This is a genomic window from Maridesulfovibrio spiralis (SeqCode), from assembly GCF_048571135.1.
Classification (GTDB): Bacteria; Desulfobacterota; Desulfovibrionia; order Desulfovibrionales; family Desulfovibrionaceae; genus Maridesulfovibrio; species Maridesulfovibrio spiralis.
Genome location: NZ_CP182344.1, coordinates 1536556 through 1548972, shown reverse-complemented (window position 1 = coordinate 1548972; position 12417 = coordinate 1536556). Strand labels below are relative to the sequence as shown.

The 12417-nt window shown below is 48.9% G+C and carries 15 protein-coding genes; 8 read left to right on the top strand and 7 right to left on the bottom strand.

Annotated elements, in window-relative coordinates; translation table 11 throughout:
* Window positions 1–61: 61 nt before the first annotated feature.
* The 4 genes from ACNI29_RS06985 to ACNI29_RS06970 all read right to left on the bottom strand — a co-directional run bounded on the left by ACNI29_RS06985 (window position 62) and on the right by ACNI29_RS06970 (window position 1712).
* Window positions 62–412, bottom strand: coding sequence for an Hsp20/alpha crystallin family protein (locus ACNI29_RS06985; protein ID WP_419781486.1), 351 nt, complete (start codon window positions 410–412; stop codon window positions 62–64).
* Window positions 413–425: 13 nt separating this feature from the next.
* Window positions 426–839: an Hsp20/alpha crystallin family protein gene (locus ACNI29_RS06980; RefSeq protein WP_419781485.1), complete on the bottom strand. Its 414-nt coding sequence runs from the start codon at window positions 837–839 to the stop codon at window positions 426–428.
* A 193-nt stretch (window positions 840–1032) separates the two neighbouring features.
* Window positions 1033–1464, bottom strand: coding sequence for an FKBP-type peptidyl-prolyl cis-trans isomerase (locus tag ACNI29_RS06975; RefSeq protein ID WP_419781484.1), 432 nt, complete (start codon window positions 1462–1464; stop codon window positions 1033–1035).
* Window positions 1465–1526: 62 nt separating this feature from the next.
* Complete coding sequence (locus ACNI29_RS06970; RefSeq protein ID WP_419781483.1) at window positions 1527–1712, bottom strand: Trm112 family protein; 186 nt, start codon at window positions 1710–1712, stop codon at window positions 1527–1529.
* Window positions 1713–1809: 97 nt separating this feature from the next.
* Here ACNI29_RS06970 and ACNI29_RS06965 point away from each other — a divergent pair, with 97 nt between their 5' ends.
* The 3 genes from ACNI29_RS06965 (at window position 1810) to ACNI29_RS06955 (ending at window position 4858) form a co-directional block, all read left to right on the top strand.
* A complete protein-coding gene (locus ACNI29_RS06965) occupies window positions 1810–2667 on the top strand; it encodes a PHP domain-containing protein (RefSeq protein ID WP_419781482.1) in 858 nt (285 codons plus the stop codon).
* A gap of 24 nt (window positions 2668–2691) precedes the next feature.
* Window positions 2692–3981: a peptidase U32 family protein gene (locus ACNI29_RS06960; protein ID WP_419781481.1), complete on the top strand. Its 1290-nt coding sequence runs from the start codon at window positions 2692–2694 to the stop codon at window positions 3979–3981.
* A gap of 199 nt (window positions 3982–4180) precedes the next feature.
* A complete protein-coding gene (locus tag ACNI29_RS06955) occupies window positions 4181–4858 on the top strand; it encodes a CBS and ACT domain-containing protein (protein ID WP_419781480.1) in 678 nt (225 codons plus the stop codon).
* A gap of 66 nt (window positions 4859–4924) precedes the next feature.
* Here ACNI29_RS06955 and ACNI29_RS06950 read toward each other — a convergent pair whose 3' ends face one another.
* The 3 genes from ACNI29_RS06950 to ACNI29_RS06940 form a co-directional block, all read right to left on the bottom strand.
* The gene (locus tag ACNI29_RS06950; RefSeq protein ID WP_419781479.1) at window positions 4925–5221 is read right to left on the bottom strand and encodes a hypothetical protein; all 297 of its coding nucleotides are present in this window, start codon (window positions 5219–5221) and stop codon (window positions 4925–4927) included.
* Window positions 5222–5506: 285 nt separating this feature from the next.
* Window positions 5507–5989, bottom strand: coding sequence for a YchJ family protein (locus ACNI29_RS06945; protein ID WP_419781478.1), 483 nt, complete (start codon window positions 5987–5989; stop codon window positions 5507–5509).
* A gap of 67 nt (window positions 5990–6056) precedes the next feature.
* Window positions 6057–6416: a NifB/NifX family molybdenum-iron cluster-binding protein gene (locus ACNI29_RS06940; protein ID WP_419781477.1), complete on the bottom strand. Its 360-nt coding sequence runs from the start codon at window positions 6414–6416 to the stop codon at window positions 6057–6059.
* A 110-nt stretch (window positions 6417–6526) separates the two neighbouring features.
* Between ACNI29_RS06940 and arfB the strand changes: the two genes are divergently transcribed.
* The 5 genes from arfB to ACNI29_RS06915 all read left to right on the top strand — a co-directional run bounded on the left by arfB (window position 6527) and on the right by ACNI29_RS06915 (window position 12411).
* Window positions 6527–6943, top strand: coding sequence for an alternative ribosome rescue aminoacyl-tRNA hydrolase ArfB (gene arfB, locus ACNI29_RS06935; protein WP_419781476.1), 417 nt, complete (start codon window positions 6527–6529; stop codon window positions 6941–6943).
* Window positions 6944–7029: 86 nt separating this feature from the next.
* Complete coding sequence (locus ACNI29_RS06930; protein WP_419781475.1) at window positions 7030–7557, top strand: OmpA family protein; 528 nt, start codon at window positions 7030–7032, stop codon at window positions 7555–7557.
* Window positions 7558–7624: 67 nt separating this feature from the next.
* Window positions 7625–8206 (top strand): TetR family transcriptional regulator, encoded by a 582-nt coding sequence (locus tag ACNI29_RS06925; RefSeq protein WP_419781474.1) that lies wholly within the window; start codon window positions 7625–7627, stop codon window positions 8204–8206.
* A 69-nt stretch (window positions 8207–8275) separates the two neighbouring features.
* Window positions 8276–9382: an efflux RND transporter periplasmic adaptor subunit gene (locus tag ACNI29_RS06920; RefSeq protein ID WP_419781473.1), complete on the top strand. Its 1107-nt coding sequence runs from the start codon at window positions 8276–8278 to the stop codon at window positions 9380–9382.
* Complete coding sequence (locus ACNI29_RS06915) at window positions 9379–12411, top strand: efflux RND transporter permease subunit (RefSeq protein ID WP_419781472.1); 3033 nt, start codon at window positions 9379–9381, stop codon at window positions 12409–12411. The genes ACNI29_RS06920 and ACNI29_RS06915 overlap by 4 nt, the downstream gene beginning before the upstream one ends.
* Window positions 12412–12417: the final 6 nt, after the last annotated feature.

The following is a 12417-nucleotide window of genomic DNA, read 5'->3' as shown; positions in this document are numbered from 1 at the left end:
GAAAAAGGCTCCCCGTGGCAGAGGGAGCCTTTTTTCTTGGGGTGTGAAGGAGTGAGGGTTTTTATTTGCTTGTAATCTGTATTTTTCGGGGCTGAACTTCCGGCTGTTTGGGCAGGAACAGTTCCAGCACACCGTTTTTAAGGTTTGCTTTGATGTTTTCGCGGTCTACGACGTCTGCGATGGTAAATCTGCGGGTGTATTGACCTTCGCAGAATTCCTGATCAATGAATTTTTCCCCTTCGGCGAGGGCTGCAGCTGCTTTACCGGAAACAACAAGGGTGTTTTCATCGAGATCAATTTCAAGGGCTTCCCTGCTAACACCGGGCAGGTCCACGTACATGTAAAATCCCTGTTCGCTTTCAACGATGTCGGTTGCAGGGCTGAATTTTTCAATTTTTCTTTCTTCGCTCATAGTGAACCCTCCGTTATTCTACAGCAATATCAACTTTTCTGGGTGTTGATGCTTCTGTTTTGGGGAGAACTATATTCAGTATGCCGTCTTTTACTGATGCAGAAACATTATCTACATCAACAGTAGTGTTGATTGAGATGATTCTTTGGAATGTTCCTGACGGTCTTTCCTGCCTGAAGTATCTGCCTTCCGGCAATTTGCGTTCTCCCTTGAGTACAAGGTTCTTTGCTGTGATGGTGATTTCCATGTCATCAATGGAAATTCCAGGTACTTCCGCACGAATATATATGTTGTTTTCATCTTCACAGATGTTCAACGGAGGATATGACGCTTTTCGCCTGTTGTGATGATGAGGGTTGAATGCATCATTGAAGATTTTATCAAATTCATACGGAAAGTTATAGAATGAACTAAAGTCGATAACCATAAATAACCTCCTGTTATCTTCGTCTGGAATACAAATATGCATTCAAAAAGAGTTGTCAACATTGCTGGATATAATTTTTACATGCTAAAAGTTTTTTTGTCGGTTAATGTGTTGATATAAAACAAAAAATCCCCACGTTAAAAACACGCGGGGATTTTAAATTTCTGCACGGGCTTCATGCGCCCGTTTAAAACTAGGACAGGATTTCGAGCAGTTCGATCTCGAAGATCATGGTCTGTCCAGCGAGGGGGTGGTTGCCGTCGAGGACAACGTTCTCGTCGGAAACGGATTTGATGGTAACATTGGTAACACCCTGATCAGTGTTAACCTGAAGCATCATGCCCACTTCGGGATTGATTTCCGGCGGAATCTGGTTGCGGTCCACTTCAAAGGTGTGTTCTTCGTGGTAGGGGCCGTAGCCTTCTTCAGGGCTGATGGTTGCTTTAACCTTTTCGCCGGCGGAAAGGCCTTTGACAGCGTCTTCAAAACCCTTGATCAGCATGCCCTGACCGAGAACGATCTCAAGAGGTTCGCCTCTTTTGTAGGAGGAATCAAATTCAGTACCGTCTTCGAGGGAACCGGCATAGTGGACGCGGATTTTGTCGCCATCTTTGGCTTGGGACATGGAAACTCCTTGTTGTTCGCGGCTAGCCATGGGGCTTTCATCCGCATTGTTTATATTTTGAATTATTTCTTTTCCCACTGGTCTGCGGGAACAGCTTCATCAACGAGCATGATCGGGATTTCATCTTTGACCGGGTAGACTACTTTGCAGCTTTCACATTTAAGTCCGGATTCCCCGTCAAGAAGTTCCAGCTTGTCTTTGCATTTGGGACAGACGAGAATATCGATCAGTTCTTTATTCAGAGTCATAAAGGTACTCCTTGCACATTGTTTGATCCCTACCCTATAACTATAGAAAACAAATTCCTCAACCCCGCATTTTCCAGTGCTGCTACCGGAGATTACTATGTCTGCCATTGATCTGCATACTCATTCCACTGCATCTGACGGAACCCTCAGCCCCGTTGAGCTTGTCAGGGCTGCGAAAGAAGCAGGGCTAACCGCCATAGCTTTAACAGACCATGATACCATGGACGGTCTTCCTGATGCCCTTGAGACCGGGGTCAAAACCGGAGTAGAGGTCGTGCCGGGTTGTGAACTAAGTGTCCACAGTGATGTGGGGGTGCTGCATGTAGTCGGCCTTTGGGTAGATCCCTATTCCGAGCGGTTGAAGCGGGTTTTTAATGATGTGCGCAATATGCGCACCCAGCGCAATGTGGCTGTGGTGGAAAAACTGCAGCAGCTCGGCTTTGACATATCCATGGAAGAGGTGCAGGGTCAGGCCGCCGGAACCATCGGCAGGCCGCACATGGCCAGAATCATGCTCCAGAAAGGGTATGTTAAAAGCTATGATGAGGCTTTTAACGACTATCTCGGGAAAAAGGGCAAAGCCTATTTTCCCAAGAATAATATTTCAGCTGAAGAAGCCTTTGAACTGCTGCACTCTACAGAAGCAACTCCTATTTTAGCCCATCCCTTCCTGCTAAGTAAAAATGAAGAGGTATTGGACCGGGAAGTAGGGAGGTTAAAAGAGATGGGATTGCAGGGGATTGAAGTCTATTACAGTTCCCACACCATTGAAATGACCGATCGCATCAAGCGTCTGGCCCGCAAATATGATTTGCAGCCCAGCGGTGGATCGGATTTTCACGGCTCTGTGAAACCGGATATCCAGCTGGGTAAAGGGGCCGGAAAGTTGTTTGTGCACCACAGTGTGCTTGACGGGCTTAAGTCCTTCAGGCAGTCCAAGGGACTCAGAATTTAACCACTACTATTTAAATATACCGCTATGACCTACACAGAAGAAAAACCTGATAAACCGGAAATTGCCCGTCCCATCCTTGAAGAAATGCCGGAGCTGCTTTGCCCGGCCGGGAACATGGAAAAACTCGAAACCGCTGTCGCTTACGGTGCAGATGCCGTTTATCTTGGTGCAGGGGACCTGAACCTGCGTTCTGCAGGAGCCGGGTTCAAGTGGGAGGAATTGCCTGCAGCCTTTGAACTCTGTCGCAATAATAATGTTCAGGCATATTTTTGCGTCAATGCTTATCCCAAGGAAAAAGATCTCTCCAAGGTCCGCGCTGATCTTGAAAAACTTGCTAAGTGTCCGCCGGACGGGTTGATCATCGCTGATCCCGGTGTCCTCATGCTGGCATCTGAAATCCTGCCCGATATTTCAGTGCATATCAGCACACAAGCCAATACCGGTAACAGCGAAGCCGTGAAGTTCTGGAAGAAATTCGGAGCCACCAGAGTCAACCTTGCCCGAGAATTATCCGCTTCCGATGTGACTGACATTGCCGGAAAGGCCGAGGGCATGGAGCTGGAGATGTTTGTCCACGGGGCCATGTGCATGGCTATTTCCGGTCGCTGTTTCCTCAGTGCATGGCTGAATGACCGATCCGCGAATATGGGCCGCTGTACCCACCCCTGCCGTTTTGAATATAAAGCCACTGGCTTGCGGGTGGAAGAGAAAACCCGGCCCGGTCAGGATGTCTGGGAAGCGGTGGAGCATGAAGGATACACAGAATTCTTCGCAGCCGAAGACCTCTGCCTTGTGCATTACGTGCGCATGCTGGCGAGGCTGGGTGTTGCTTCCCTGAAGATTGAAGGGCGTACCAAGAGTTCTTCTTATCTCGCGCAGGTGGTGGATGTTTACCGCACGGTAATTGATAGAGCCAAAGAGGGCGGCCCGTTGCCCGGAAATGCCATGGAAGAGTTGGTAAACGCGGCTACCCGTCCGTTGACCACCGCATTCTTCAAGTCATCAGGTCCCAGCACAATAGCCCAGCCCCCGTCCAAGGAAGAGCGCAAGCCGGTAGTGGCCCGCGTTCTGGAACAGCGCGAAGACGGCAGCTGGCTGCTTTCCGTAAAGGCCCGCTGGGAGGATGATTGTGATGTAAGTATTTTGATTCCCGGCCTGAAAAGACCGTTAGTTGCTTCCGGTGATTATTCCTTTGCCGCAACCAATGGCGAGCCGAAAGATGTGATCCATTCCGGAACACAGGCTGTGCTGCGTTGCGACCACCCCGATATTGCGCCGGGTCTTTTTATCCGCAAAGAAACACCTAAGAATTAAATTCTGCTGCAAGAATGTTGGTTTTGCGCATTTTAAGTTTATGAAGATTGACCGCAGACCTTTGTTTATATAATCATATAAGTAGGAAAATGGAGAAGTTTAGCATCAGACGTAATGTTTTTTGCGGAATATAGCTGCATTGTTAACGCTGATCATCTTATAGAAACATCACAGGCCGACGGCCATAAGGAGGTTCCACATGCTGGTTAAAAACTGGATGTCCAAGGACGTAATCACCCTGACCCACGACCGTTCCATGATGAAAGCTGCAAAGCTGCTGAAGGATAATGACATCAGCAGGCTGCCGATCGTTGATGAAGACGGCGTTCTGGTCGGTATTGTTTCGGACAGGGACATCAAGGAAGCATCTCCCTCCAAAGCGACCACTCTCGATATGCATGAGCTTTACTACCTGCTCTCCGAAATCAAGATCAAGGACATCATGTCCCGCAAGGTTCTCACCGTATCCGTCGAAGATACCGTGGAAAAAGCAGCTGTGGTCATGGAAGAAAATAAGATCGGCGGTATCCCGGTTGTGGATGCGGAGAACAAGTGCGTCGGTATCATCACCAATACCGATGTATTCAAGGTTCTGATCAGTATTACCGGTGTTCTCGACGGCGGTGTGCAGGTTGGCCTTGCTCTTTCCAACAAGCCGGGATCTCTCAACGGAGTTCTTGACTATCTCAAGGACAACGGCGGACGGGTAATGTCCATCCTTACTTCCTATGAGCCGGAGCAGGAAAATATGCGTCATGTCTTTATACGAATTCATGACATGGACAAGGCTACCCTGAACAAGATCAGGGAAGGTCTGACCGAGAAGTTTAACCTGCTTTACTGGGTCCGTGATTCCGTTCACGGACTGACTTCATAAATTAGAAATAAGATTTGAAAAAACAAAACCCCCGTTCCTAGGAACGGGGGTTTTGTTTTAGGTCGTTTATTCGTGATCGTCGTCTTCTTCGCGGTCCCGGGTGTAATTAACCGATTCAACCTTAGGCCATTGATTAACAACTTCGCTTTTCATGACTCCAAAGGAGTCCTCCTGCTCCCTCATATTGATCAGTTGATATCCTTTCTGAGAGAGTTCATCCTGAACGTAGCTGACATACGAACCTTTGAGTCTGTTTTTTCCTGCGAGATCTTTAAAGTCATCAACATCAAGTGAGTATCGACGTTTTTGGTCATCGTATATTTCTATGAGTTGATGAGCCATTTCCTCTGGTGATAAAGCCATCTATCGCTCCTTTTAGGTTTAATATATGTGTGAATATTGAAAATGTTGTTTGCTTATAGGCTATGCGTATTGGTTTATGCAAGTAAGAATTCAATTAATTTGTATTAGTTATGAACTAGTCTATATTTATAAATAATAGCATGTGATAATTGCTTGGTGTTTTGGGAGTCATATTTGCTGTATGGATGTTGGTAATGTGACTTCGTTTTAGGGATAGAAAAAACAAAGCCCCCCGTTCCAAGGAACGGGGGGCTTTCTAATATTCAGACTTGCGGAAGGTTGCGGTTAGCCGCAGCACTTCTTGTATTTCTTGCCGCTGCCGCAGGGGCAGGGTTCGTTACGTCCTACTTTCTTGTCTTTCTTGATTGGCTGCTGGGGAACAAAGTCACCTTCGATGTAGAACCATTTGCCGTCATTTTTCTCGAAATGGCTGGCTTCGTGGTGAGTCTGGATAGCTCCCTGCTGCCTGAATTTGGCGATGAATTCCACCTCACCGGTTTCGTCATCTTCCATACCCTTGGAGGTAGAAACAATTTCAAGGCCGAGCCATGTGGATGTTTCCGCCCATACTTTGACCTGTGCCTCGTCGTAGTCATGTTTGCTTTCCGGGGCGAGGGTATCGCCGAGGTAATCAACCCGTTTTACAGCGAACGCTGTGTAACGGGAACGCATGAGTGCTTCGGCGGTAGGTGCTGGCTCTTTTCCTGTAATGTAGGGCTCACAGCAGCTTTCGTAAGCTTTGCCGGAACCGCAAGGACATTCATTCATGTTTCTATCTCCAAGTAATAATTGATTTCTAGTGCTGGCCCATCAAATCAATCCGATGGGTTTGGTACTAGTGGTTACCGCAGGAACCGTGGTCGTCGCAGACAGTTGCGGAATCAGTAATGTTGCCTGCAGCCCACTGTGCAACCGCTTCCTTGAGTTCACCACCACATCCGCGGATAACCTGAATACCGCTGTTCTGCAAGAGGTTAACTGCACCCTGGCCCATGTTACCTGCGAGCAGGATTTTGACGCCCATTTCAGCAAGAGTGGGGACGATGTTGGATTTGCAGCCGCATCCCGGGGGAGGGGTGAGTTTTTCTTCTTCGATGATATTTTTGGATTCGTCGAGAGTGAAAATGGTGAAAGCTTCACAGTGGCCGAAGTGACCGTCAACCATTCCGTCTCTGGAAGGAAGTGCGATTTTCATAATAAATCTCCTTGAAAAAAAGTAAGAACGATGCAAGACCCAAGCGTCGTACTTAAAAAAGGGTGCGCCGCCATTTGCGCAACAAAAAACAAAACATCCAGCCGAAAGCAATGATAAGTATCACTTCCACATTGTCCATACCCGATAATGAAATTAGTTTCTACGCCAGCCGCAGCTCCGGGCCGGGTGGACAGCATGTAAATAAAACATCTTCAAAAGTCACTCTTGTTTTCAATGTACAGGATTCTCCTTCCTTAAGTGAACACCGGAAATTGCTGATTATCAGCAGGCTTGGCGGGCGTATGAATTCTAAAGGTGAATTGCAGATTTCCTGTGAAGAACACCGTAGCCAGTTCCGCAACAAGGAGGAGGCAATTGCCCGTTTTGCCAAAATGCTGGCCGATGCCCTGAAGCCGGTGCGTAAGAGGCGCAATACCAAGGTTCCGAACTCCGCTAAACGCAAGCGTCTTGATAACAAAAAGAAACGTTCCGAAGTTAAGCGGGGCCGCTCAAAACCGGATTATTAGACCTTGGCGCAAACGGAAATCCTTGCTCCAAAGTCGGGGAGAGGGTATTTTGATGTTATTCCAGAAACCACGGCCCGGAGGTCCTTATGAAAAAATTGGCATTCATGTTCATCTTTGTGTTCTGCTGCGCGTCTGTTTCTTTTGCCGGGCAGGACGGTTTTGCCTCCAATTCAGATGACATCCTGCGCATGATAACCGATCCCGGTGGCCGGGCTTTCCTTAAGATCGAATTCAAGGTCAACTCATCTAAAATCAGCGAAAAAGCATATCCGGTGGTGAATTCGCTGGGAGAAGCACTTACTTCCAGCACCGGAAAGGGCATGCAGGTCAAGCTTGTCGGCCATACAGATTCCGCTGGAGACAAGGGTTACAACCAGACCTTGAGTCTGAAACGTGCTGAAGCTGTTAAAAATTATCTCGCCGTTCATTTCAATATCGATCCCGAGCGCATCGAAATTCAGGGTATGGGTGAAGAGCAACCCATCGCACCCAATGACAGCTCTCTGGGCCGCGCACAGAACCGCAGGGTGGAAGTCATTAATATAACGAAGAAATCATCCCTGCCAGACATGCCGGAAACAGTTAAGGAACTGGATACCAAGAACCTCTGGTAGAAATATATCCACTGAAATTATTAATCAGGTGATTGACAATTGTTAATCGCTTGATTAATTGGGTCCTATGACAAAACGCGAAAAGATTCTCCAAGCCGGGGCCAAACTCTTTGCCGAACGTTCCTTCAACACTGTCGGGATCAGGGATATCGCCCGTGAAGCTGACGTTAATAGTGCCATGATCTCTTACTATTTCGGTGGTAAGGCTGGATTGTTGCGTGAAATTTTCAGCGCGTTCAGTGAGCGGATGGTTGCCGTAATCCGGCAGTCCATGAATGAGGCCGGTGATCATGCTGAACTGGTGGAGTTGAATGTGGCCCGGTTTTTGGCGGATGCCCGCCAAAATCGAGATCTTTATCTCGTTGGTTTAAGCGAACTTAATCATGACAGTGAAGAGTTGCAGGATCTTAGGGACGGGCTTTATTCCACTGGCTGGGAAATGTTCAATGAATTTCTTACCCGAACCGGATCCAAAGCTAACCTCGCTGAAAATGTTAAAGACATCTGTTTTACCGCAGTGATCGGTACTATTTTTTCTGACTATCTGCTTGGTGGCGGTCATTACATAGACGATGACCAGAAGGTTGAAGAATACAGAAAAGTAGTGACTCTTCTTCTCAAGGCAGGCAGTCCGGCCCTCTGGGCATAATTTTTTTTGTCTTTCAATTAATCAACTGATTGATTGATGTTTTCATAAACATAAGCAAGGGGGGAAACCATGCGTAACAAACTAATATTTCTTATTTTAACAATGATGCTTTTACCGGGGTGCAAAGAGGAAGTTCTTGTTGAACAGCCCGTGCGCCCGGTTCGGGTTATGAAAATATCAGACCGGAATGCACCTGAACTGCGGAAATTTCCCGGTAAGGTAAAAGCAACACGTGAGGCGACTCTGGCTTTCCGTGTGTCCGGGCAGATTGAGCGGTTCAACGTCAAGGAAGGGGATTTTGTCAAAAAAGGACAGGTCATCGCCGTATTGGACCAGCGTGATTTTCAAGCCTCCATTGCGAACCTTGAAGCAAAGCTGATCGGAGCCCGTTCGGTGATGAATGAGGCCAAGCTGAATTATGACCGCAATGCGGAGCTGCTGGCCTCTGATACCGTAGCCCAGTCCGCTTATGACTCCGCCCAGAGTACTTTTGAAAGTAGCCGGGCAACGGTGAATTCCCTGATTCAGGAATTACGCCGGGCCAAGCTGAACCTGCAGTACACCCGTCTTGAAGCACCTTTTAGCGGGACTATCGCGGTTAAATCTGTTGAAAACCATGAGTTCGTTCAGGCCAAGGAACCTATTGTCCAGCTCGAAGACACTTCAGCCCTTGATGTGGTTGTTGATGTGCCGGAAAACATCTGGGTGCGTGGAATTATCAAGAAAGACAGCCAGAATTTCAAAGCCCGCGCAAAGTTCGAGACCTATCCCGGTCAGGAATTCAAACTGGATATCAAGGAATTTCAGACCAAGGCCAATGTAGAGACACAGACTTACGAAGTAACCCTGAAAATGGAAAACCCCGACGGTTTGTCCATCCATCCGGGTATGACTGCCGAAGTTGTGGCCAGCATGCCGGAACAAAAAGGTGTGAACTTTGTTTCTGTGCCCATTTCTGCTGTAGTCGGTTACCCGGATCAGGATAAGTTCGTCTGGATTTATGATAATGGTGCGGTGAAAAAGCGTACCGTTCAGGTGGGCCGGATTGTGAATGCCAATTTTGAGGTCCGTGAAGGCATCCGGTCCGGTGAGCAGGTGGTCGTCTCCGGTGCCCACTATTTACGTGAGGGGCAGGAAGTTAAAATTCTCAAGGGTAGAATCGGGAGTCGCGGATGAGTCTTGCACGGCTGACCATTGAAAAGAAAACTGTTTCATTGGTCCTGACAATTGTATTCTTCCTCGGCGGGGTGAAAGCCTTTCTGGATATGCCCCGTCTTGAGGATCCTGAATTTACCATCAAGGAAGCATTGGTCGTTACTAACTACCCCGGTGCAACGCCTGCTGAAATGGCCGATGAGGTCACTGACGTTATCGAAGGGGCGGCCCAGCAACTCAAACAGCTCAAGAAAGTAACTTCTATTTCCAACCGGGGACAGTCCATTGTCACTGTAGAAGTTCAGGACCAATATGATAAGGAAACCCTGCCCCAGGTCTGGGATGAACTCCGCCGCAAAGTCGGTGATGCCCAGTCCTCTCTTCCCCCCGGGGCAGGGCCTTCCCTTGTTATCGACGATTTTAGTGATGTTTACGGTATCCTGCTCTCGATAACCGGTGACGGTTACTCGCAGCAGGATTTACAGGACTATGTGACTTTCCTGCGTAAACAGCTTCTGCTGGTTGATAACGTTGCCAAGATTACGGTCTGGGGGGAGCAGCAGGAAACGGTATTTGTGGAGATTTCACGGGCGAGGATGTCCCAGCTGGGCGTGTCCCTTGATTCTGTCTACAAAACCCTCTCCAACCGCAACCTCGTGGTCAAATCCGGTAATGTCAAAGTAGGTCGTGAATATATCGAGATATCTCCGTCCGGCGGGGTGGAGTCAGTTGAAGACCTTGGTGACCTGTTTATTCGTGACGGTTCAGGCAGGCTTGTTCCTCTGCGCGATGTGGCTGAAATTCATCGCGGTTACCAGAGCCCGCCGTCACAGATTATGTCCTTTAACGGAAAGAACGCCGTAGCCATCGGCATTGCCGGGAACCCGGCGGCCAACGTTGTGGAACTGGGTGATGCCATCAATGCTAAATTGCAGCAATTGCAGGGCCAGACCCCAGTTGGCATTAATGTGGAGGAAGTCTACTTCCAGCCCAGCAGGGTTGATAACGCGGTTAATTCCTTTGTCATAAACCTCGCTGAGGCCGTGGCTATCGTTATCATTGTTTTGTTGCTTTTTATGGGTATGCAGTCCGGCCTGCTGATCGGGGCCATTCTGCTGATCACAATCTGCGGCTCATTTATCTTTATCCAGATGGCCGGGGTTGCCCTGGAGCGTATTTCGCTCGGTGCTTTGATCATTGCGCTGGGTATGCTGGTGGATAACGCCATTGTGGTTATCGAGGGGGTACTGATCCGTTACCAGAAGGGTATGGACCGTATTCAGGCCGCAGTGGATGTTGTTGAGCAGAGTAAATGGCCCCTGCTTGGCGGTACAATTATCGCCATCATGGCTTTTGCCGGAATCGGGCTAAGTCCTGACAAAGTCGGTGAGTTCTGCCGCTCCCTGTTTATTGTTCTGTTTATTTCATTGATGATGAGCTGGGTTACTGCTGTTACAGTCACCCCTTTGCTCTGTGAAATGTTCCTGCATCCGAAGGTCAGCGCAGAGGCTGATCCTTATGGCGGCGTCCTGTTTCGTGTGTATCGCTCAATTCTTGAGTACTGCCTGAAGCACAGGGTGCTGACCATGGTGACTCTGGTGGTCATGCTGGCCGGGTCAATCTATGGATTCGGGTTTGTTAAGCAGAGTTTCTTTCCGGATTCCACCCAGCCGCGTTTCTACATCCATTACTGGCTGCCTCAAGGCACTGATATACGGGCCACGGCAGAGGATGTGAACGAACTTGCCGGGGTTATCCTCAAGGATGAACAGGTCAAGAACGTGTCTACTTTCACCGGACAGGGTGCGCCCCGTTTCATCCTGACTTATTCCCCGGAAAAGACAGCTTCTTCATATGGCCTTCTGCTGGTGGAAGTTAAGGATTACGAGACCACCGGTGAAGTCATGGCCCGCTATAAGAAGTATGTGAATGAATATTATCCGCAGGCTGAAGCCAAGGTGAAGAAGTTCAAGCTCGGCCCCGGCCGTGCCGCTTCCATCGAGGTACGTTTCAGCGGTCCCGATACCAAGGTTCTGCGCGAGCTTTCCCGTGAAGCACAACAGATCATGCTTACCACCGGACATGCTGAATCCATCCGCGATGATTGGCGGCAGGACGTAAAAGTTCTCAGCCCGGTAATCATGGAAGCGCAGGCCAAAATTGCAGGTATTACCCGTCCCGACCTTGCCAAGGCTATGAATATGTTCTTTACCGGAACCAATATAGGTGTTTACCGGGAAGGGGATAAGCTGTTGCCCATCGTGGCCCGTCCCCCGGCACGGGAACGGCTTGATGTTTCCCAGATCGGTGATGTGCAGTTGTTCAGCCCTGTTGCCGGGCGCATGATTCCGGTTGAAGAAGTGGTTTCCGGCTTTGATACCCACATTGAGCCGGGCAAGTTACAGACCCGTAACCGTATGCTGACCATTACCGCGTCCTGCGAGCCGATTGCCGGACTGCCTTCCGTACTCTTTAAAGAGCTTCGTCCGCAGATTGAGGGCATGAAAATTCCGGCAGGATACACTATGGAGTGGGGCGGGGAATTCGAGGATTCAAGGGATGCCCAGACCAGCCTCGCTGCCAGCCTTGGAGGTCCGTTCCTGATTATGATCATTGCTACTGTAATGCTCTTCAATAATCTGCGAATTCCGGCCATCATCTGGCTGACCGTGCCGTTGTCCATCATCGGGGTCAGCTGCGGTCTGCTGGCAACCGGGGAACCCTTCGGCTTTATGGCTCTGCTCGGTTTCCTTTCCCTTTCGGGGATGCTGATCAAGAACGCCATAGTACTGCTTGATCAGATCAACATTGAGCTGGCAGAAGGCAAGGAACCGTACCGCGCGGTTGTCGATTCGGCCCTGAGCCGTATTCGACCTGTAGCAATGGCTGCCGGGACAACCATTCTCGGTATGCTCCCGTTGGTTACCGATGCCTTCTTTTCAGCAATGGCTGTAACCATCATGGCCGGTCTGGCCTTTGCCACCGTGTTGACCCTGCTGGTAGTTCCGGTGCTTTATACTATGTTCTACAAAGTTAAGAATCCGGCTTAAATCACA

Bases quoted from the DNA above. Each gene is read 5' to 3' on its own strand.
- ACNI29_RS06950 (WP_419781479.1), bottom strand. From the start codon at position 5,221: ATGGCTTTATCACCAGAGGAAATGGCTCATCAACTCATAGAAATATAC.
- ACNI29_RS06945 (WP_419781478.1), bottom strand. From the start codon at position 5,989: ATGAATGAATGTCCTTGCGGTTCCGGCAAAGCTTACGAAAGCTGCTGT.
- ACNI29_RS06970 (WP_419781483.1), bottom strand. From the start codon at position 1,712: ATGACTCTGAATAAAGAACTGATCGATATTCTCGTCTGTCCCAAATGC.
- ACNI29_RS06965 (WP_419781482.1), top strand. From the start codon at position 1,810: ATGTCTGCCATTGATCTGCATACTCATTCCACTGCATCTGACGGAACC.
- ACNI29_RS06915 (WP_419781472.1), top strand. From the start codon at position 9,379: ATGAGTCTTGCACGGCTGACCATTGAAAAGAAAACTGTTTCATTGGTC.
- ACNI29_RS06985 (WP_419781486.1), bottom strand. From the start codon at position 412: ATGAGCGAAGAAAGAAAAATTGAAAAATTCAGCCCTGCAACCGACATC.
- ACNI29_RS06925 (WP_419781474.1), top strand. From the start codon at position 7,625: ATGACAAAACGCGAAAAGATTCTCCAAGCCGGGGCCAAACTCTTTGCC.
- ACNI29_RS06920 (WP_419781473.1), top strand. From the start codon at position 8,276: ATGCGTAACAAACTAATATTTCTTATTTTAACAATGATGCTTTTACCG.
- ACNI29_RS06980 (WP_419781485.1), bottom strand. From the start codon at position 839: ATGGTTATCGACTTTAGTTCATTCTATAACTTTCCGTATGAATTTGAT.
- ACNI29_RS06955 (WP_419781480.1), top strand. From the start codon at position 4,181: ATGCTGGTTAAAAACTGGATGTCCAAGGACGTAATCACCCTGACCCAC.
- arfB (WP_419781476.1), top strand. From the start codon at position 6,527: ATGATAAGTATCACTTCCACATTGTCCATACCCGATAATGAAATTAGT.
- ACNI29_RS06930 (WP_419781475.1), top strand. From the start codon at position 7,030: ATGAAAAAATTGGCATTCATGTTCATCTTTGTGTTCTGCTGCGCGTCT.
- ACNI29_RS06940 (WP_419781477.1), bottom strand. From the start codon at position 6,416: ATGAAAATCGCACTTCCTTCCAGAGACGGAATGGTTGACGGTCACTTC.
- ACNI29_RS06975 (WP_419781484.1), bottom strand. From the start codon at position 1,464: ATGTCCCAAGCCAAAGATGGCGACAAAATCCGCGTCCACTATGCCGGT.
- ACNI29_RS06960 (WP_419781481.1), top strand. From the start codon at position 2,692: ATGACCTACACAGAAGAAAAACCTGATAAACCGGAAATTGCCCGTCCC.